The organism is Arthrobacter sp. P1_B11, from assembly GCF_056406715.1.
Window position 1 is genome coordinate 12,666 of the sequence record NZ_JBFTZQ010000007.1, and the last position, 17,707, is coordinate 30,372.

At 64.7% G+C, this 17,707-nt stretch carries 20 protein-coding genes and 1 pseudogene; 10 read left to right on the top strand and 11 right to left on the bottom strand.

Annotated elements, in window-relative coordinates:
- Window positions 1–27: 27 nt before the first annotated feature.
- Window positions 28–1,146 carry a Vgb family protein gene (locus tag AC1D14_RS07195; protein WP_476968240.1) on the bottom strand — a complete coding sequence of 373 codons (1,119 nt, stop codon included), beginning with the start codon at window positions 1,144–1,146 and terminating at the stop codon, window positions 28–30.
- A gap of 173 nt (window positions 1,147–1,319) precedes the next feature.
- Here AC1D14_RS07195 and AC1D14_RS07200 point away from each other — a divergent pair, with 173 nt between their 5' ends.
- Window positions 1,320–1,472, top strand: a complete 153-nt coding sequence (locus AC1D14_RS07200; protein ID WP_230121343.1) for a hypothetical protein — start codon at window positions 1,320–1,322, stop codon at window positions 1,470–1,472.
- A gap of 606 nt (window positions 1,473–2,078) precedes the next feature.
- Here the strand turns inward: AC1D14_RS07200 and AC1D14_RS07205 are convergent.
- From AC1D14_RS07205 to AC1D14_RS07220, 4 genes are all read right to left on the bottom strand, one after another.
- A complete protein-coding gene (locus tag AC1D14_RS07205; protein WP_230121344.1) occupies window positions 2,079–2,297 on the bottom strand; it encodes a three-helix bundle dimerization domain-containing protein in 219 nt (72 codons plus the stop codon).
- A gap of 109 nt (window positions 2,298–2,406) precedes the next feature.
- Window positions 2,407–2,673: a GlsB/YeaQ/YmgE family stress response membrane protein gene (locus tag AC1D14_RS07210; protein WP_230121345.1), complete on the bottom strand. Its 267-nt coding sequence runs from the start codon at window positions 2,671–2,673 to the stop codon at window positions 2,407–2,409.
- A 173-nt stretch (window positions 2,674–2,846) separates the two neighbouring features.
- Window positions 2,847–3,272, bottom strand: a complete 426-nt coding sequence (locus tag AC1D14_RS07215) for a hypothetical protein (RefSeq protein ID WP_476968241.1) — start codon at window positions 3,270–3,272, stop codon at window positions 2,847–2,849.
- A gap of 4 nt (window positions 3,273–3,276) precedes the next feature.
- A complete protein-coding gene (locus AC1D14_RS07220) occupies window positions 3,277–3,537 on the bottom strand; it encodes a hypothetical protein (RefSeq protein WP_230121537.1) in 261 nt (86 codons plus the stop codon).
- A gap of 397 nt (window positions 3,538–3,934) precedes the next feature.
- On the opposite strand from AC1D14_RS07220, the gene AC1D14_RS07225 reads away from it, so the two are divergent.
- From AC1D14_RS07225 to AC1D14_RS07235, 3 genes are all read left to right on the top strand, one after another.
- A complete protein-coding gene (locus AC1D14_RS07225) occupies window positions 3,935–4,603 on the top strand; it encodes a TetR/AcrR family transcriptional regulator C-terminal domain-containing protein (RefSeq protein ID WP_476968291.1) in 669 nt (222 codons plus the stop codon).
- A gap of 34 nt (window positions 4,604–4,637) precedes the next feature.
- Window positions 4,638–4,868, top strand: coding sequence for a zinc-ribbon domain-containing protein (locus AC1D14_RS07230; RefSeq protein ID WP_476968242.1), 231 nt, complete (start codon window positions 4,638–4,640; stop codon window positions 4,866–4,868).
- 413 nt (window positions 4,869–5,281) lie between these two features.
- Complete coding sequence (locus tag AC1D14_RS07235) at window positions 5,282–5,794, top strand: hypothetical protein (RefSeq protein WP_476882089.1); 513 nt, start codon at window positions 5,282–5,284, stop codon at window positions 5,792–5,794.
- A 129-nt stretch (window positions 5,795–5,923) separates the two neighbouring features.
- Here the strand turns inward: AC1D14_RS07235 and AC1D14_RS07240 are convergent, their stop codons facing one another.
- Window positions 5,924–6,595 (bottom strand): DNA alkylation repair protein, encoded by a 672-nt coding sequence (locus AC1D14_RS07240; protein WP_476882088.1) that lies wholly within the window; start codon window positions 6,593–6,595, stop codon window positions 5,924–5,926.
- 313 nt (window positions 6,596–6,908) lie between these two features.
- On the opposite strand from AC1D14_RS07240, the gene AC1D14_RS07245 reads away from it, so the two are divergent.
- From AC1D14_RS07245 to AC1D14_RS07265, 5 genes and pseudogenes are all read left to right on the top strand, one after another.
- Window positions 6,909–7,751, top strand: a complete 843-nt coding sequence (locus AC1D14_RS07245; RefSeq protein WP_230118236.1) for a GntT/GntP/DsdX family permease — start codon at window positions 6,909–6,911, stop codon at window positions 7,749–7,751.
- A 53-nt stretch (window positions 7,752–7,804) separates the two neighbouring features.
- Complete coding sequence (locus tag AC1D14_RS07250) at window positions 7,805–8,359, top strand: GntT/GntP/DsdX family permease (protein WP_476968292.1); 555 nt, start codon at window positions 7,805–7,807, stop codon at window positions 8,357–8,359.
- Window positions 8,360–8,404: 45 nt separating this feature from the next.
- Window positions 8,405–9,655 (top strand): CaiB/BaiF CoA transferase family protein, encoded by a 1,251-nt coding sequence (locus AC1D14_RS07255; RefSeq protein WP_476968243.1) that lies wholly within the window; start codon window positions 8,405–8,407, stop codon window positions 9,653–9,655.
- The gene (locus tag AC1D14_RS07260) at window positions 9,652–10,641 is read left to right on the top strand and encodes a beta/alpha barrel domain-containing protein (protein ID WP_476968244.1); all 990 of its coding nucleotides are present in this window, start codon (window positions 9,652–9,654) and stop codon (window positions 10,639–10,641) included. Before AC1D14_RS07255 ends, AC1D14_RS07260 begins: the two co-directional genes overlap by 4 nt.
- A 2-nt stretch (window positions 10,642–10,643) precedes the next feature.
- Window positions 10,644–11,632: pseudogene (locus AC1D14_RS07265) on the top strand (2-hydroxyacid dehydrogenase).
- Between the two features lie 24 nt (window positions 11,633–11,656).
- On the opposite strand, the gene AC1D14_RS07270 reads toward AC1D14_RS07265, so the two are convergent.
- From AC1D14_RS07270 to AC1D14_RS07290, 5 genes are all read right to left on the bottom strand, one after another.
- Window positions 11,657–12,448, bottom strand: coding sequence for an IclR family transcriptional regulator (locus AC1D14_RS07270; protein WP_230118232.1), 792 nt, complete (start codon window positions 12,446–12,448; stop codon window positions 11,657–11,659).
- Between the two features lie 63 nt (window positions 12,449–12,511).
- Entirely contained in the window at window positions 12,512–13,174 is a 663-nt protein-coding gene (locus AC1D14_RS07275; protein ID WP_230118231.1) for a GntR family transcriptional regulator, read from the bottom strand.
- Window positions 13,175–13,284: 110 nt separating this feature from the next.
- Window positions 13,285–14,304 carry a transketolase family protein gene (locus AC1D14_RS07280; protein WP_230118230.1) on the bottom strand — a complete coding sequence of 340 codons (1,020 nt, stop codon included), beginning with the start codon at window positions 14,302–14,304 and terminating at the stop codon, window positions 13,285–13,287.
- Complete coding sequence (locus AC1D14_RS07285; RefSeq protein WP_230118229.1) at window positions 14,301–15,200, bottom strand: transketolase; 900 nt, start codon at window positions 15,198–15,200, stop codon at window positions 14,301–14,303. The genes AC1D14_RS07280 and AC1D14_RS07285 overlap by 4 nt, the downstream gene beginning before the upstream one ends.
- A gap of 80 nt (window positions 15,201–15,280) precedes the next feature.
- Window positions 15,281–16,618, bottom strand: a complete 1,338-nt coding sequence (locus AC1D14_RS07290; RefSeq protein WP_476968245.1) for an MFS transporter — start codon at window positions 16,616–16,618, stop codon at window positions 15,281–15,283.
- Window positions 16,619–16,806: 188 nt separating this feature from the next.
- Here AC1D14_RS07290 and AC1D14_RS07295 point away from each other — a divergent pair, with 188 nt between their 5' ends.
- A complete protein-coding gene (locus AC1D14_RS07295) occupies window positions 16,807–17,631 on the top strand; it encodes a sugar phosphate isomerase/epimerase family protein (RefSeq protein WP_476968246.1) in 825 nt (274 codons plus the stop codon).
- Window positions 17,632–17,707: the final 76 nt, after the last annotated feature.

A 17,707-nucleotide genomic window follows, 5' to 3' on the forward strand; every position in this document is an offset into this window, starting at 1 on the left:
ATCGCGCCAAAACGGGTCCCGAAAGTGTCAGGACCGGTGGCGGCGCCAAAAAGTAGCCAGGGTACCGGCCAGGACCAACCCGGCAGCGCCGAACGCAGCAGCCAGCCATGGAGGACCCTGGCCCTCGGGAGCGCCGGCGGCCTGAGCGGAGGCTGGTGGTGAAGGAACGGCGGTTGGTGACGCCGCGTCAGACCCGGTGGCGGCCGGCGCCAGGACCGTCAGGGCGGCACTGGCCCGGTTCGCGACGATGACGGTCCCGTCCGGCGTCACCGCTAGGCGTCCTGGATCCTTGCCCGTCGCGACAGTACGCGTTGCTTCTGCAGCTCCAGGTGGAATGATCGACAGGGTCTGGTCCGCACTGTTCGTGACGTATGCGGTGCCGTCAGGAGCGACGGCGACCTCCTGTGGCCCGTGGCCTACCCAGACACTGCGGGCCACTGTTGTGGCGCCTGGTTCGATCACCGCGACTTCGTCGCGCTTGATGATCACGACGTAGAGAGTGCCGTCCGGCCCGGTGGCTATTCCATGCGGGTTAGCGGTAGCGCCGACGTCGATAGTGCGGGCGGCGCGTACCGCGCCGGGCGGGATGACAGAAACGGTGCCCGCGTACTGGTTCGTGACGAACGCCGTCCCGTCCTCCGCCACGGCCACCTGGCTGGCGCCGGAGCCAACAGGGATGTTCCGGTCCACTGAAGTGCCCCGCGGGAGGATTACGGACAAGGTGCGCTCCGACGGGTTTACGACATAGAGCGAACCGTCCGGCCCGACAGTCAACCGATGCTCTCCGGGCGAAACGGGGATGGTCTTCGTTACGGCATCCGCGTCCTTGGCTATGACGCCGATCTCCATTCCGCCCGGGCCGCCCTGCAAGACATAGAGGGTTCCGTCCGGAGCTGCCGCAAGCGAGGACGGATAACGGCCAGTGCTAATAGTCCGCGATGGTTCCCGTGCACCTTGCCGAAGTACCTGGATGCCGCCAGGAAGTCCGTAGTTCGATACATAAACCGTGCCAGCGGAGTCCGTGGCAACACCTAGGGGAACGCCACCGACATCAATGACCGAGCCTTCATCGGCCCCGACCGGCGCAGCACCGAGCAGTAGGAGAGCGCCGACCGCAGCGGCCGCCGACACCTTGACAAATTTCACGACTCTTTCCCCCAATACACGCTTGACCGGCAAGATATCCGGTGCGCCCCTTGAGCCTACAGGCCACAACAATGTCCAGATCCACGGGGGTCCAGCGGGGAGCAGAGCGGCGCTTCTGGTGCCAATCAGTGCAAGCTCCTGGGCCGCATTTGCCGGGGGCGTAGGATGCCGGTATGGGACTAATAATTGCACTTCTGGTCATCTGGCTTGTTCTTTCAATCGTTGGCTTTGCTGTGAAGGGCCTGATTTGGCTGGCCATCATCGCCCTCATCTTGTTTGTCGCTACGGGCGTGTGGGGCTGGGTGAAGCGGAAGGCTAACGCCTGATCCGCGACTTGGTCTGCCTCAGGGGCTGCACCGGGATGGCGCGGGCACCGCTTTCGTTTGCCACCCAAACTCACAAAACACGTAGAAGCGGACTGACTAGCCGCTCTTGCCGCAGGTCAAGTAGCCGGACCTTGAACGCTCCGGCTACGAAGTAGCGCCAGCCGCCAGAAGCCTCACCCGCGAGCTACAGCGAGATGGTGCCGCCGGGCCCAACATTGATTGATGGGGACAGGGTCCGGCGGCTTGGTCGGTCAGTTCATGGGGTGCGCCTCCCGACCAGATACTGAGAGTCTGCTGCGAGGACCCTAGAGATAGCCAGTAAACCTTGGGGAGATCGACGGGCCGGACTCCTGCAGTGTCATCTCTGGCCTGGTCAGTGGCGCTGGTGCAAGCGAACCGCCCCTGCAACGTTCGGTGATGAGCCGCGCCGGCACGCAGACGGGCCCGATTGCTGCGGTGTCCTTCTTTAGCGGTGCCGGGATGGGGGCGGAGGGGGGACGGAACTTGCTGTGCCCGACTGGGTCGCTGTGACAAAGCGCTTTGCCCGGCGCGGCCATGCAGGAGGTTTCGTGCCGAAGGGTCTCAGGTCCTGGTCTCGCTGAGATCTCAGATTTCCGTGGCCTGAGCGGAGAACTCGCGGTCGAGTTTGTTTCTGGCACCGCGCTCGACCAGGGTCGGGATGTAGGTCCGGATCCTGCCGGCATCCAGTGTTTCGTATTCTTCCGTGACGAGCTGGGTGACCAGGGGCCGGGGCGCGTCCGGATAGCGTGCGGCAAGCCGGTCAGTGACTTTTGCGATCGTGTCGTGCTTTTCCGTGTCGTCCATGCACCCAGTCTGAGGCCGGTGGACCATGGAATCCATCAGCTTCCTTACAGTCCGCGGAAGGGGCTGGACGTTTTTCCGGTCCGAACCGGCCACGTTGGCCGGTCGTGCTTCAGACGCGGCTTCTCCGGCCGGCAACGGCTCCGTAGATGAGCAGCACGATGACGGCTCCGAGTATTGACAGCAGCCAGGTCCTGAGGTCGAAGAAGTCGGCCAGACCGCCGCCGAAGATCAGGGAACCGATCCATCCGCCGAGTATTGCCCCGACAACTCCCAGAATGAGGGTGAGTATCCATCCGCCGCCCTGTCTGCCGGGCAGGATGGCTTTGGCTATTGCTCCTGCGATGAGGCCCAGCAGAAGAAATCCTAGAATTCCCATGACGTCGTGTCCTTTCGATGTGAACAATGCCGTGCAATTCCCGATACCCAAGGTTAGTCAGCATACTTACTAATACACAAGGCTTTGGGCCCCACTCGCTCCTGTATGTTGTCTCGCAGAGACCGGAAGAACGGTTTGCGCAGGCGGCGTCGCTGGGGTCCGGGTGGCTGGGGTTAGTGCGGTATTTCCATTTGGAAGCCGCACCGGCACCGCAGTACCCGGGTCCGGAGGTAGGCCCGGAGGAAGTCTGCTGGCCGCGGCTGGGTGGAGAGTGGTGTGTGGGAATTTCTCAGGTCCGGATCGGTGGGGGACATGGGTTCCCCGCAGTGGATGTACTGGGCGCCCAGGTGCACGACGTCATCGGTGTTGGTTGACCGGGTCAGGATTGCGGCGACGAAGTGTGCGGTGGTGGACAGGACGCGGGAGCCGCCGCAGTTGGCGCAGTTGAAGGCGACGGCGAGGGTTTCCCTGCGGCGGTCCATGACGGTGATGGAGTCCACGGCGAGGTGCAGGTCGGTGTCGCAGGTGGCGCACCAGGGGCGGCTCCCGCGGGGCTGGTGGGCGTCCCGGGGGAGGTAGGTGTTGGCGGTGGTGCTCAAGGGCTCAGACCAGGCCGGGGTAGCTGGCCAGGATGTAGTCGGCGGCGGCCGGGCCCCTCATGCGGAGGCCGCTGTGGCCGGGGCGGACGCGCCTCTTGCGCATCGCGGCCCAGAACTCGCTCTCCGGCCGCGGCACGCACTGGTTGAGGAAACACCAGCTGGTGTACAGGCCGTAGAGGCAGTCCCGTCCGAGGGCGGCCTCGGAGCGGTCGTCGGTGGTGATGGTGGCTTCTGCAAGGAATTGGTCGAACTGCGTATTTGCCATGGGGGTGGCCCTTTTCGCGGGGTGCGCTGTGTGCCGCCATGTGGCTATAGCAGCTGAGCCTCGGTGCGTGCACACGGCACTGAGGCGGTCGCCCGGTTCTTTGGAACTCTGCGGTACGGACGGGCTGTGCGTGGTGCGCAGTCACGGGCATCTGAGGCGGAGTGAACGGCCGGTGGGCCGTGCGCTGGAGTCCGCTTCGTAGGACCTGTATTAGACCTTGTCTACGATGTAGACTTTACCCGTAGACTAGGCAGGAAGCAAGCTTCCTTGCCTCGTGGAAACCAGCGATTATCCGATCAGATCAGGATGGAAACCCGTGCCGCCCTCAAACACTCCGATCGACGGTTCACCTGCCGGCGGGAAAGCCGCCGGGAAGCCTGCCGGGGAGAAGCCCAGGCTGAGCCGGGACCTCGTGCTCTCCACCGCACTGGCACTGGTGGACGCGGAAGGACTCGACGCGCTCACCATGCGCCGGCTGGGGCAGGACCTTGGCCGGGACCCGATGAGCCTGTACCGCTACGCCGCCAATCGTGCCGCGCTGCTGGACGGGGTGACAGAGCTTGTCCTGAAGGAGCTCTCCATCTTCCCGGACCGCCCGGACCGCCCGGACTGGCAGGCGCAGCTCCGGCAGATCGCCCATGACCTGCGCCTCCTGGCGCTGCGGCATCCGAACGTCGTGCCGTTGCTCGTGACCCGGCCGCTGTCCACGCCCTTGGGCCTGCGCCCGCTGGGGACGCTGCGCCCGCTGGAGCAGATCCTCTCGTTGCTGATCGACGCCGGGTTCGCCCCTGCCGACGCGCTGCACGTCTACCGGGCCTACTACGGGTTCCTGTACGGCCACATCCTCAATGAACTGCAGGAATTCATCGTCGATCCGGACGAAAACGAAGCGCTCCTGCGCCTCGGCCTGCACCGCCTGCCGGCGAAGGAATTCCCCCGCCTCCGCGCCCTGGGACCGGTGCTCACGGACTACGACGGGGCAGCCGAACTGGACCAGGGCCTCAGCATCCTGCTCTCCGGCCTGACAGCGCACCTCCCGACRCCGGGAGAACCAACCACCGCATGAGCGGTCACTATGACGTTTTTGAAAGGTACAAACAATGCTTCTGCTCTTTGGTCTCAAAACCGTCCTGCGCTCCTTGCCGGGCCGGGTTGCCACCTGCCAGTCCTGCGGGCTCTCCGTCCACCACCACCTCGAAGAACGCGCCACCAAATTCACGCTGTTCTTCATACCCCTCTTCACCACGTCCAGGTCCTACCGCATCACCTGCTCGAACTGCGGACAGATGTCAACGATCAACTCCCGCCAGAAAAACGCGCTGACCCGCTGACAGCGGCGCCCCGACTTGCAGGCTCATGCCCGGTAATATGCGTAAGCGGCGGCGGCCACTGGTCAGGCGCCTTGCCCATCCGTGGGAGATGTCATTTGCGCAGATAAGTAGCCAGGCACTCACAAAGACAGGTATTCGCCACTGGTGCCTAGTCCGGACGACAAGTGTTGACTTAAAGCCGAAGCAGCCTTGCTTGCCCCGCCGCGGGGGCTCAGCGGCTGCTTCGCCATTTTCCGCTCGCACTGCGTTCGGCGTATGACGGGGCCGGCGACGAAGACGAACTGAAGCCTTCTGAACCCGGGGCTTTGGCACCGGCACTCCTTCGCTCGAATTTCCCAGGCCTGTAGCCCGGACGATCCGTAGTGGGCGGGGCAGGTCGTGAATCCTAGTTGGAAAGCGTCGAAGGGGTTGCCATGAAGCGCCGGCCGCTGCCGTCCTTTGTATTGATCGGTGTTTTGGCGCTCACGGGATGCAGTGGTCTTGCTGCGCGTCAGGCCGGTCCCGGTCCCGTTACCTCGACGGCGAGCCCCTTTGATTGCAGCGAAGCCAAGTACCGCGAGAGCGTGAACCGTGATCCTTTCGAGTGCAAGAACTTTACTTCGACGGCAGGCACCGACTACCGCCACAACCTGACCTGGCTCGCCACGAATCCTCTTCGCATGAGCTTCAGCCGAGTGAACGGGACGCTGACCATGACGGTCCGGATGCCTTGCGGCACGCTGAACGTACCCTCGGCAGTCACTGCCCGCACGCTCACTACTGACCCGGAACGGCTGGCTGAAACAGCCAATGGGTGCTCCGGCACCACGGGGGACATCCGGCGGTGGACGGTCAGCTTCCTGAAGTCGCCCCTGACGTACTCCCTCACGGAGCGGGCCCTCGTGCTCACCAACGACCTGGGCCAGATCGAATTTAAACAGCCTTAGTGTCGTGCAGTGCCCGAGCACGCGGGCGTTTCAAGGGGTCATGTCCTTGGCCGTCAGGCAGCCACTGGAACCCTTGATTTTTCCGCTGCGCCAAGGCCGGCAGCGGCCCAAGCGTGAGCGCGAACCTTCCTACCGAACGTGCAGTCGTCGCACCATCTCGGTGATCCAGATGGGCGCGAACGGGGACGTGCAGCCCGGGGGAGTCGGGTAATCCTTGAGCACCTCCAGGCGCTCACCGATGTCGATTGCACGGGCTCGGTACTCGGCGTGCCCGATCCCGATCTGAGCCAGGCAGTGGTTCATCGCCCACTGCAGGCGAGCCGGCGCGTCTCTCATCTCCGCCTCGATGACATCGAGCAGTCCAGCGAGGTCGAGGCCATCGGGCATTTTCGCCACGCGTTCGGCGGTCAGCGCCCAGCCGGCACTCGCGGCCACTGGATCCACATCGGCGAACCAGGCCAGGCGCAGCTCTTCTGAGTGCGGGTTCTTCTTCACCACGTAGTTCACGAGCCAGTCGTGCACCTTGGGAGTGCGTGCCTCGCGCAACATGAGGTCCAACTCGTCACGCTCGAACGCCTTCGGCCGGCAGATCAGGATCGCCAGCAGTTTCGCTGAAGTGTCACCCGTCTCCCAGAGCTGGCGCGCTAGATCCTGCTGCGTCTTCAGCCGCTTCGCGAGCGTGCGCAGTTTGCTGAGGTTCACACCGTGATCGTCACCGTGTCTCTCGTTCACCTCGCGGGCCCTCGGGTCCTCGAGCGCGGCCAACTCGGCCATCACCTCGGCCATCGCAGTCTCGGCCATTTCAGCCTCCTGTCCGTCACGTGTGAGGTTCAGCCTAGTAGAAAAGCGGAGCCAACCAGCTGATCAGCGAGGGCATAGTCCAGAAGCAGAAGCCCTCTACACAATTGCCCGCCGACGCCGCCGTCGGGTAGTAGGCGGCCGGACCGAGCGGGCTCGAGGGGTCGCCAACCGAACGTCACAGACGAAGCCTCCTTCCGGAACGTCTTGCAATATGAGTTTAATCCCATAATATGGGTTGAGCGATGTGGCCCTCCTCACGGCGCCCATCTGCTCCCAAGCCTTCAATGTGGAAGGCCTCACGATCGGATTCCCCATGTCAGACATAGCTGTACTGATCAATACGGCAGTGGCGGTTTTAGCCGCCGTCGTGCTGATCGTCCGTTTCAGAGTCAATCCCGTCATCGCCCTGGTCATCGGCTCGGTGTACCTGGGCCTCGCCGCCGGCCTCGGCGTCGAGAAAACAGTCAAGACCATCACCTCCGGTTTCGGTGACATCATGGTGGATGTGGGCTTGCTCATCGCCTTCGGTGTGCTGATGGGCTCCATCCTCAACCGGAGCGGCGCGATCCGGCGCCTCGTGGAGCACTTGCTGAATACGTTCGGCCCCAAGCGCCTGCCCTACACCATGGGCCTCGCGATCGGAACGGTCCTGCAATCCATTTTCCTGGACGTGCTCCTCGTCATCTCCGCTCCCTTGGCACGCAAGCTGGCACCGAAGATCGGCAAACTCGGCACCGCCCGGATGGCAACCGCCATGGCCATCGCCCTCGAATGCGGCATCGTCTTCACGGTTCCCGGCGTCGCCTCCCTGGCCCTTGCCGGCCTGCTCAATGTGCCGCTCGGAAAAATGCTGTTCTTCGGCCTGCTCCTGGTCATCCCGACCATCATCATTTCCATTGCCATCATGACGTTCCTCTTCCGCCGCGGTTTCTGGAACGAAGCGAAGGATGAGGACCACACCTTCGTGGAGGAGGACGACCAGGAAGGTGAAGAGGAAGCGTACGACGGCGGCACCAAGGCTTCCGCTTCAGCGTCACCTGGCGGACGCACCCCCGGCTCCGACGGTCCTGGTGCCCGACTGGCCGGCGCGGCCGTTGCCGTGGCGGACGCGAAGAAAAGCAGGCGCCGCTCATCCTGCTTTTCGCGCCGCTCCTGACCTCACTGCTCCTCATCGGAGCCGGCGCTATTCTGCAGATTCTCAAGCTCGACCTGCCCTGGCTTCAGCTCCTCGGCGAGCCGGTCATTGCCCTGCTTATCGGCGTGATCGGCACCTGCCTCGTCACCCGTTCTGCCATCGGCCAGCAACGCGTCGAGCAGGCCATCACTGTCGGCTTTAAGGAAAGCGGACAGATCCTGATCCTCACCGGCGTAGGAGGGTCACTGGCTGCAACAGTCGCCGCTGCCGGCCTCGGTCACATCCTGGGCGGCTTCTTCTCGGCGAGCACCGTCGCCCCGCTCCTCGTCGTCTGGGCCATCGCGGCGGTGCTGCACATCGCCGTCGGCTCCGTCACGTTGTCCGCCATCACCGCAGCCGGGTTGCTGGCTCCGATTGCTCCTGCCATCGGACTGGATCCTGTCCTCCTCGCCCTGTCGGCCGGCGCTGGATCTCTGTTCATGGTCCACGTCACCAGCAACACCTTCTGGCTCCTGCAGTCACTGCTGGGGCAGAGCGTGCGGGGTGCGCTGAAGTCGGTGACCGTCGGGGTGTCGGTGGCCTCCGTCGTCGCCATCCTGCTGATCATGTCCATGAGCCTGCTCTTCTGACCGGGCGCACGTCCCCGGTAAGAACCTGCACGAAAGAAGAACGACATGACACAGACACGCATCGCACCCCTGGAGGGAGTCCGGGTTCTTGAGCTCGGCAACTACATAGCAGCGCCCACTGCAGGCAGGCTCCTTGCCGACTTCGGTGCCGAAGTGATCAAGGTCGAGCGGCCCGGAACCGGCGACGAGCTGCGCAACTGGCGCCTGCACAAGGGTGACACTTCCATGCTGTATCGGACGATCAACCGGAACAAGAAGTCCGTGGTGCTGGACCTCCGAACCGAAGCAGGCCAACAGGCAGTACTGGCGCTCGTTGCAAAGTCGGACATCCTGCTGGAAAACTTCCGGCCAGGCACGCTCGAGAAGTGGGGCCTTGGCCCCGAAGTCCTCAACGAAGCCAACCCGGACCTGATCATCACCCGCATCTCGGCCTTCGGGCAGACGGGCCCGCTGTCCGCGCGGCCCGGCTTTGCCGCCGTCGCCGAAGCGTACGGAGGCTTCCGCAACCTGGTGGGCGACCCGGACCGCGCACCGGTCCGGGTGGGCGTCTCCATCGGAGACTCAATCGCGGGACTTTACGCAGCCTTCGGCTCCATGATGAGCCTGTACCAAAGGGAAGCACGACGCCGGGACGCGGCCGGCGCTGCGCCGCTCACCGAGCGCGTCATCGACGTCGCGCTCAACGAAGCCATGTTCTCCATGATGGAATCGCTCATTCCGGACTACCAGGCGTACGGCGTGGACCGGCAGCGGGTCGGCGGCCGGATGGAAGGGATAGCCCCTTCCAACGCGTACCTCTGCGGGGACGGCGCAAGCATCGTCGTGGCCGGCAACGGAGACTCGATTTACCAGCGGTACATGCACACCATCGGACGTCCTGATCTGGCCACGGATCCGTCGTTGCAGACCAACGCCGRCCGCTGGGGGCGGCGCGAAGAACTGGACCAGGCCATCGGGACATGGGCGGGGGAGCTGGACGCTGCCGACGCACTCGCAGCGCTCGATGCCGCCGGCGTGCCTGCCGGCCCCATCTACACGGCGGCCGATATCAGCACCGACAGCCAGTACGCAGCCCGCAACATGATCCAGAAATTCGACGTTTCCACCGGGGACGAAATCCTGCCCGGCGTCGGGTTCCCCGGCATTGTCCCCGTCATCGGAGAACAGTCTCTCCCCATCCGGAACCTCGGCCCTGACCTGGGCGAAAACACCGAAGAAATTCTCAGCGGGCTCCTCAACATGGACCCCGCAGAAATCAGTGCGGCCTCCGGCCGCGAGGAGGCCCTCCAGCCATGAACCGCCACGAAACCAGCCTTGCTGCAACGCTGGGCAACACCATCCTCAGGGACGTGACCCTGCGGGACGGGCTCCAGCTCACCGGAAAAGTTCTCCCCACCGAACGCAAAGTCGACACGGTCCGGGAACTGCTGCGCCTGGGCGTGCCCGCCATTGAACTTGGATCCATGGCCCGCCCGGACCTCGTCCCCACCATGGCCAACACGCTGGAAGTCGTCCAGGCCCTCACGCCCGGGGAACTGGAAAAGTGCTGGATCTGGGTAGCCACCCCAGGCCATGTAGCCAAGGCCGCCGCCGCCGGGGCGAGGAATTTCCAGTACTGCCTGTCGGCGTCGGACTCGCACAACAAGGCGAACATCGGCCGCACCACGGAGGAAAGCCTCGCTGCCCTGCCTGAGGCGGTCGCGTACGCCAAGGCCGTTGGCGGGCAGATCCAGCTCTGCATCGCCACGTCATTCACCTGCCCGTTCGAGGGAATGGTGCCCGAGGAACGAGTCCTGGCCATCGCCAACGACCCCCACGCCGAGGGCACCACGGACATCGTTCTCTGCGACACCCTCGGGCAGGCCGTCCCGGCCCAGGTGTTGGGGCTGATCGCCCGGGTCCGGGAAGAATCCCCGGCCCGGCGGATCGTCTACCACGGCCACGACACCTGGGGCCTGGGCGTGGCCAACACCCTTGCCGCCATCCAGGCCGGCGCCGCCATGGTGGATGGCGCGCTCGGCGGCCTGGGCGGCTGCCCCTTTGCCCCGGGCGCCAGTGGCAACACGTCGAGCGAGGACATCCTCTTCGCCACCCGGCCCGGATGGCTGACCACGGAAATTTTCGGGGAACTGGTGGTCCTTTCCGAGAAGCTGCTTGCCGAACTGGGCGAGCCCAACCGCTCCAAAGCTGCCCAAGGCGCCCGGTCCAACGCCCCAGCCTTCGACTGGGTCCTCCCGTCAGACAGCACAACTCCCACACCCTGCACCTCAGGAGGCAACTAAGCGTGGGCAACAGTTTCCTGGTCACCACCGCCATTCCGGAACCCGGACTCCAACTGCTGTCCGACGCCGGCCGGGTTACCGTTCTACCCGACCCGCCTGACTACGATGCCTTGGCGACGCTGTGCGCCTCAGGCGATTTCGACGTCGTCCTCACCCAGCTGCGCGATGTCATCGACGCGCCGCTGCTGGCCGGCGCCCGCCTGCGGGGCGTGTCCAACTTCGCCGTCGGGTACAACAACATCGACGTTGAGGCCGCCACCCGGCACGGCATCCTGGTCGGCAACACCCCCGGCGTGCTGACGGACGCGACGGCCGACATCGCCATGCTGCTCATCCTGGGCACGGCGCGCCGCGTGGTCGAGGCCGACCGGCTGGTCCGCGACGGAAAGTTCCTGGGCTGGGAACCGGAGCTCCTGCTGGGCCGCGACGTCTCCGGCGCGGTGCTGGGTCTGGCCGGCTTCGGACGGATTGCCCGCGCCACGGCCCGGCGCGCGCTGGGGTTCGGCATGCAGGTGCTCTTCTCGCCCCGGCCTCCGGGTGACCGTCCCGTCAGCGCGGCGGAACTCGGCGAGTTTGCGGGCAACGTCCGGCAGGCGCCGTGGGACGAGCTGGTGGAGCGCAGCGACTTCCTCTCCCTGCACGTCCCACTCAGCGATCAGACCCGGCATCTGGTGGACGCAGACGTGCTGGAGCGCATGAAGCCCGATGCCATCCTGATCAACACCGCCCGCGGCCGATCGTAGACGAGGCGGCCCTCGTGGATGCCCTCCGCAGCGGCGTCATCGCCGGCGCCGGACTGGACGTATTCGAGGACGAACCGAAGCTGGCTCCCGGCCTGGCTGAGCTGCCGAACACGGTCCTCCTCCCGCATGTCGGCAGCGCCACAGTTCCCGTCCGTAGCGAAATGGCCCGCCTCAGCGCGCTGAATGCGGTGGCCATCGCCGAAGGACGCACCCCGCCCCATGCGGTCAACTACCTCGCCAGCGCATGACGGGCCCGCGTTTCCTTGCGAGCGTTAGGTCTCGCCAGGAAACCGGCCACCAATTAGTCTCGTCATGTGCTCTGCTGTGGCAAGCAGGGGCTCCAGCCAGGATTCACAGGTCTCCAGCGGCATCCGCAGGGTGGGCCCGCTGATGGTTACTGCCCCCACCAGTCCGGCTGCCGAATCGAATACGGGAGCCGAAAGACCCGAGGCTCCGTCTTCGCGCTCACCCACGGTTATGGCAAACCCGTCCACCCGCGTCTTCTTAACCGCGGCTTCCAAATCCTCGGAGCTGGTGATTGTGGATTCCGTGATGGACTCCAAAGGGTCCCGCAGGACGGCGTCCATCAGATCCTGATCCCACGCCAAAAGTACGCGTCCGGCGGAGCCCGCGTGCAGTGGAAGAACCTTGCCAAGGTGCATCTCGCGCCGAAGCGCATGGCGCGTGTCTGCCATGGCCACGCAAACGCGGTAATGCTGCTCTGCCTTGAAGAAACACGCAGTCTCACCCGTGGTGTCACGCAGCGTCTTGAGCAGCGGACTCAGGATGTCTATGACTTCCATTCCGCGAGTTGCCGGAGCCGCCCAGAAGGCCATGCGCATTCCGATGCGGTAGGCATCGTCCTCCCGGTCAAGGAATCCCTGGGACATCAGATTCGTGACAAGCCGCTGGACAGTGGAGGTCGGCATCCCCGTGTGCTCGCGGATGTCACTCAGCGACAAGACCGGCTTGGACAGGGAGAAAGCATCCAGGATGGAGGATATTTTTCCGAGAACAAGCAATGGGTTGCTGCTGGACTTCGTAAGAGCATCGGACGTGGACATAGAACTCACGCTAGACGCTGGCGGCAGCCGAATCCACTCGCCTCCCCGCAGTGGGCGGCGCCCCTAGGCGACCAGGTTGTCGGCCGCGGTGTCCATGTGTTCGCGGATGGTCTTGCGTGCCAGGGAGGCGTCGCCGGTTTCAATGGCGGCCACGATGTCGTGGTGCCGGTCCACGCTCATGTTCGAAACACCCTTTTCCAGGCCGGCGAACATGATGGACATCCGGATAGACCCCTCCAAGGCTTCCCAGGAGTGGAGCAGGGTCTCGTTGCCGGTGAGGCGGCACAGGGTGCGGTGGAAGTCCATGTCGGTTTCGATGCGCTCTTCGAGGGTGCCCTTTGTCGCGGCCGCCATTACTTCGATGGCGGTACGCAGTGATGCGATGACGTGCTGGCGGTCCGGCAGTTCGCACAGCGTGCGGGCGGCCAAGGATTCGAGGGCGGCACGTACGGAGAAGATGTCGCGGATTTCCTTGGCATCCAGGTGGCGGACCGACAGGCGTCCCCGCGGGCCGGCGGACAGCAAACCTTCCTGCTCCAACTGGCGCAGGGCCTCGCGGAGGGTACCGCGGCTGATCTGCAGCATGTCGGACAGTTCCGTTTCCACCAAGTGCTTGCCCGGTTCCAGCTCGCCGCTGGTGATGGCGGTGCGCAGCGCGGAAAGCGCCTGCTCGCGGAGGCTTTTCTTTTGCAGTCCCAGCAGGGTTGCGGGTGCTCCGGCGGCCATCATCGTTCCTCAATGTCAGGGGTCGACTGTTTACAGTCGTGTGTTTTGATCTTACGGCAGCAGCGCGGGGCGGGTATGGGGCCCGCCCCGCGCTGCTGCGGCTTTCAGTCCTAGCCGAGTTCGGCGAGGACCTTGGCCACGATGCGCTGCACGGACAGCCCGTAGCGCTCGTGCAGTGTGGGCAGGGCGCCGGCGTCGAGGAACTCGTCCGGCAGCGCCACAGGCACTACGCGCTTGCCGAGTCCGGCCGTGACGACCGCGGAGGCGACTGTTTCGAACAGCCCGCCTATGACGCTGTGGTTTTCCAGCGTCACTGCCAGCCGGTCCGTGTTCAGTTCGGCCAGGACCGTAGCGGCGTCGAACGGCTTGATGGTGGGTGCATGGACGACGGCGACATCGACGTTGTGTGCTGCCAGGGCCTTGGCAGCCTGAAGTGCTCGCATGGTCATCAGCCCGCTGGAGATGAAGACGACGTCATTGCCGCCGCGCAGGACTTTGGCTTTGCCGAGTTCGAACGTGTAGCCGTATTCGTCCAGGACGGTGGGGACATTGCCGCGAAGCAGCCGCAGGTAGGTGGGGCCTTCACTGGCCGCCAGTTGGGGGACCGCCTGTTCTATGTCGATTGAGTCGCAAGGGTCCACGATGGTCAGGTTGGGCATGCCGCGGAAGATGGCCATGTCCTCGGTGGCCTGGTGGCTGGGGCCATAGCCGGTGGTCAGGCCGGGGAGGCCGCCCACGATGTTCACGTTGAGGTTTGGTTCGGCGCTGTCCAGGCAGAGGAAGTCGTAGGCGCGGCGGGCAGCGAAAACGGAGTAGGTGGAGGCGAACGGCACCAGGCCGGTCTCCGCAAATCCGGCGGCGGCGCCGAAGAGCAGCTGTTCGGCCATTCCCATCTGGAAGAACCGTTCCGGGAAGGCCTGGGCGAAGATGTGCATGTCCGTGTACTTGCCCAGGTCCGCGGTGAGGCCGACGATCCGATCGTTTTCCTGTGCGGCCTTGACCAGCGCGTGTCCGAACGGGGCGGAAGCGGTCTTTTGGCCGGGATCGGCGAAGGACGCGATCATGGCCGAGGTCTTCAGCTTCGGTGCGGTGGCCTTCACTGCGGTGGTCTTGACTGCGGCGGTGCTCATCGGGTGGCCTTTCCTTCGTATCCTGCGGTCAGTTGCTCTCGGCAGAGCTGCCATTCGTGTTCTTCGATGCGCATGAAGTGCGCCTTCTCGCGGTCCTCGAGCAGCGGCACGCCGCGGCCCACTTTCGTGTCGCAGAGGATCACGGAAGGACGTCCGACGGCGGCGGCCTGGGCTGCTGCGTTGTCGAAGGCGTGCAGGACGTCGGCCATGTTGTTGCCGTCCACGCGCTGGGTGTACCAGCCGAAGGCTTCCCACTTTTCCGTCACGGGTTCGGTGCGCAGCACCGTGTCCGTCTTGCCGTCGGCCTGCAGTGCGTTGATGTCGACCATGGCGGTGAGGTTGCCCAACTGGTGGTGGTGTGCGCCCATGGCAGCCTCCCACGTGGAGCCCTCGTCCAGTTCGCCGTCGGAGAGGAAGTTGTAGACCCTGGCCGTGGAGCCCTGGTGGCGCAGGCCCAGGGCCATGCCGACGGCGATGGTGAGGCCGTGGCCGAGGGAGCCGCCGGAAATTTCCATGCCGGGCGTGTAGGTGGACATGCCGGACATGGGAAGCCGTGAATCATCGGATCCGTAGGTTTCGAGCTCCTGGACGGGGATAACGCCGGCCTCAGCCAGCGCAGCGTAGTGGCCGATGGCGTAGTGCCCGGTGGACAGCAGGAACCTGTCCCGCTCGACCCAGTGAGGATCGTCGGCGCGGAAGCGGAGCTGGTCCGCGTACACCGCGGCCAGCATGTCCGCCGCGCCGAGTGCCTGGCCCACGTAGCCTTGGCCCTGCACCTCGCCCATGTTGAGGGCGTGGTGCCGGATCCTGTAGGCCGCGGCGGCTACCCGCCCGAGGCGTTCTCCGCTTCCTTCGGGTGACTTGCTCAGGGATGTTGTTTCCTGCGTGAGAACCACAGTTCTGCCTTTCGAAAGTGGTGGATGCGTTCTGAGGGATGCCGTCGATGGCGTCCAATTCGGCGCGTGTCGCGTGTGTCCTATGCGCTCACGTGTGCGGGGGTGCTTTTCGTAGCCTCGTCGGCAAGCCGGCGCTCCCGCTTGCCCCAGGTCTCGCGGGTGGCAATGGCTGCCCAGAGGCCGATGGCGGCGTAGAGGCCGAAGAGCAACGCCGGGCCTATCCAGCCGAAGCTGACGAAGAGCAGCGTGGTGATGAACGGTGTGAAGCCGGAGACCATGGCGGAGATCTGGTAGGCAAGCGATGCACCGGAGGCGCGGGTTTTGGCCTGGAAGAGCTCGGGGAACCAGGCACCCTGGGCTCCGGCGAGGGAGTTCTGGCACACGGCGTAGGAGATGACGATCGTCGCGATGATGAAGATGAACAGCCCGGTGTTGACGAGCAGGAACATAGGGATGGCGAACAGCGCGGCGAAGGCGCAGGACCAGATGTACACGGGCCGCCGGCCGATCCTGTCGGTCAGCCGCGCCCAGACCTGGGTGGCAAAGATGCCGATCGCGGAGGCGATGCAAAGGGCGACGAGAGTCTGCGTCTTGTCGGCCAGGTGCTGGCTGTTGAGGTAGGAAATCATGTAGGTGATGGAGACGGCGTAGCCGGCGGTCTCGGCGATGCGGAGGCCGATGCCCTTGACGATGTTGCGCCAGTCGGTCTTGATGACCTCGACGATGGGGGACTTCACGATGTCGCCGCTGTCCTTGACCTCGTCAAAGACGGGGGACTCGGGGACCTTTGAGCGGATGACCAGGCCGACGATGACGAGGACGATGCTGGCGAGGAAGGGAATGCGCCAGGTGAGTTCGCCGCCGAGCTGGACGCTGACCAGAAACACAAGGTTTGCGAGCAGGAGGCCGACGGGGAAGCCGGCCTGGACGATTCCGGTGTACTTGCCCTTGGCCTTCCAGGGTGCGTGTTCGTAGCTCATCAGGATGGCTCCGCCCCATTCAGCGCCGAAGGCCAGGCCCTGGACAACGCGGACAAAGACCAGAAGGGCAGGCGCCAACAGTCCTACCTGGCTGTAGGTCGGAAGGAGGCCGATCATGAAGGTCGCAATACCCATAAGAATCAGCGAAGCCACGAGGACCGGCTTGCGGCCCAGCTTGTCACCGAGGTGGCCGCCGATGATGCCGCCAATCGGGCGGGCGGCAAAGCCGACGCCAAGAGTGGCGAAAGCGGCAAGGGTGCCGGTGACCGGATCGCCGGTGGGGAAGAAGGCCGTTCCAAAGTAAAGAGCCGCGGCGGTGCCGAAACCGATGAAGTCATAGGTTTCGATGACTGCGCCGACGCCGGAGCCGATGGCGACCCGCCTGGCGTCCTTGGTGCCGTGAACCGGGCCGCGCATGGCCAGAGCTTCTTTGCTCATTGGTGATTCCCTTTCGAAAAGCAACCGCCGCCGCGGCGGAGGTCACGGTCGACTGTTAACAACGGATGATCCAGTGTGATCTGCATCATGCCGGTCTGTCAACTGCCAACGTCAGAGGTTGACTGTCAACAGTATTCGCCGTAGCGTGGTGCTCGTCACTTCTACGTAAGCAATGAGGATCAACGAAGATGTTCAACTCCCGACTCGGCTGCTCGTCCATCAGCTTTCGCCACCAGGACCTGGGCACGGCACTGCAGACCATCAGCGGACTGGGGTTTGAGGAAATCGACCTGGGTGCCCTGCCCGGCGTCTGCGACCACGTCCCGTATGAACTTGATGCGGACGCCGTCACGGCCGTCACCGCGGAGGTTACAGCATCCGGTTTGCGGGTCCGTTCGATTAACGGTGACATCGGGGATCTCAACGCAGTGCTCGACGGCGGCCGGCAGGCGGCGCGGGACCGGCACCTTGACGCGCTGCTCACCCTCACCGCGGACACAGGCGCCAGGGCGCTGGTCCTTCCCTGCGGGGCCCCGAGCCACGAGCCGGTCCGGAGTGTCGACGAGGACCTGGACGAAATAACCGCCCAACTGATCCACGCGGGGCAGCGCGCGGCGGAGTTCGGCGTCGAACTCTGGACCGAATCCCTGCACTTCCTGAGGTTCTGCTGGAACCTGGAGCGCGCGGAACAGCTGGCCGCGCGGCTGGCAGGTTCCGGCGTGGGGATCGTCATGGATTTCAGCCACATCGTCGCCGCCGGCGAGGACCCGCTGGAATACGTCGAACACCATGCCGGCCGGATCGCGCACGTGCATCTCAGGGACGCCGTCCCGGGCAACATCAACCTCAGCATCGGCAACGGGCAGGCAGACTTCTCCGCCGGACTGGGTTCACTGGCGTCCCACGGCTACACCGGCCACTTCTCACTGGAACTGGAAACCCGGGACGTCACCCACGACGAGCGCCCGGCCGCCGCGGCCAAAGCAGCCAGCTACATCAGCGACCTCATCTGACCGTCGATTGCTCCGTAACGGCCCTTATCAGCCCTCAAAACGGCGTTTACGGAGCACTCGATTCCACTCAACCGAC

Excerpts from the sequence above, each read along its gene's own strand:
- AC1D14_RS07200 (WP_230121343.1), top strand. The coding sequence starts at position 1,320 with ATGGGACTAATAATTGCACTTCTGGTCATCTGGCTTGTTCTTTCAATC.
- AC1D14_RS07205 (WP_230121344.1), bottom strand. The coding sequence starts at position 2,297 with ATGGACGACACGGAAAAGCACGACACGATCGCAAAAGTCACTGACCGG.
- AC1D14_RS07210 (WP_230121345.1), bottom strand. The coding sequence starts at position 2,673 with ATGGGAATTCTAGGATTTCTTCTGCTGGGCCTCATCGCAGGAGCAATA.
- AC1D14_RS07220 (WP_230121537.1), bottom strand. The coding sequence starts at position 3,537 with ATGGCAAATACGCAGTTCGACCAATTCCTTGCAGAAGCCACCATCACC.
- AC1D14_RS07230 (WP_476968242.1), top strand. The coding sequence starts at position 4,638 with ATGCTTCTGCTCTTTGGTCTCAAAACCGTCCTGCGCTCCTTGCCGGGC.
- AC1D14_RS07235 (WP_476882089.1), top strand. The coding sequence starts at position 5,282 with ATGAAGCGCCGGCCGCTGCCGTCCTTTGTATTGATCGGTGTTTTGGCG.
- AC1D14_RS07240 (WP_476882088.1), bottom strand. The coding sequence starts at position 6,595 with ATGGCCGAGACTGCGATGGCCGAGGTGATGGCCGAGTTGGCCGCGCTC.
- AC1D14_RS07245 (WP_230118236.1), top strand. The coding sequence starts at position 6,909 with ATGTCAGACATAGCTGTACTGATCAATACGGCAGTGGCGGTTTTAGCC.
- AC1D14_RS07260 (WP_476968244.1), top strand. The coding sequence starts at position 9,652 with ATGAACCGCCACGAAACCAGCCTTGCTGCAACGCTGGGCAACACCATC.
- AC1D14_RS07270 (WP_230118232.1), bottom strand. The coding sequence starts at position 12,448 with ATGTCCACGTCCGATGCTCTTACGAAGTCCAGCAGCAACCCATTGCTT.
- AC1D14_RS07275 (WP_230118231.1), bottom strand. The coding sequence starts at position 13,174 with ATGGCCGCCGGAGCACCCGCAACCCTGCTGGGACTGCAAAAGAAAAGC.
- AC1D14_RS07280 (WP_230118230.1), bottom strand. The coding sequence starts at position 14,304 with ATGAGCACCGCCGCAGTCAAGACCACCGCAGTGAAGGCCACCGCACCG.
- AC1D14_RS07290 (WP_476968245.1), bottom strand. The coding sequence starts at position 16,618 with ATGAGCAAAGAAGCTCTGGCCATGCGCGGCCCGGTTCACGGCACCAAG.
- AC1D14_RS07295 (WP_476968246.1), top strand. The coding sequence starts at position 16,807 with ATGTTCAACTCCCGACTCGGCTGCTCGTCCATCAGCTTTCGCCACCAG.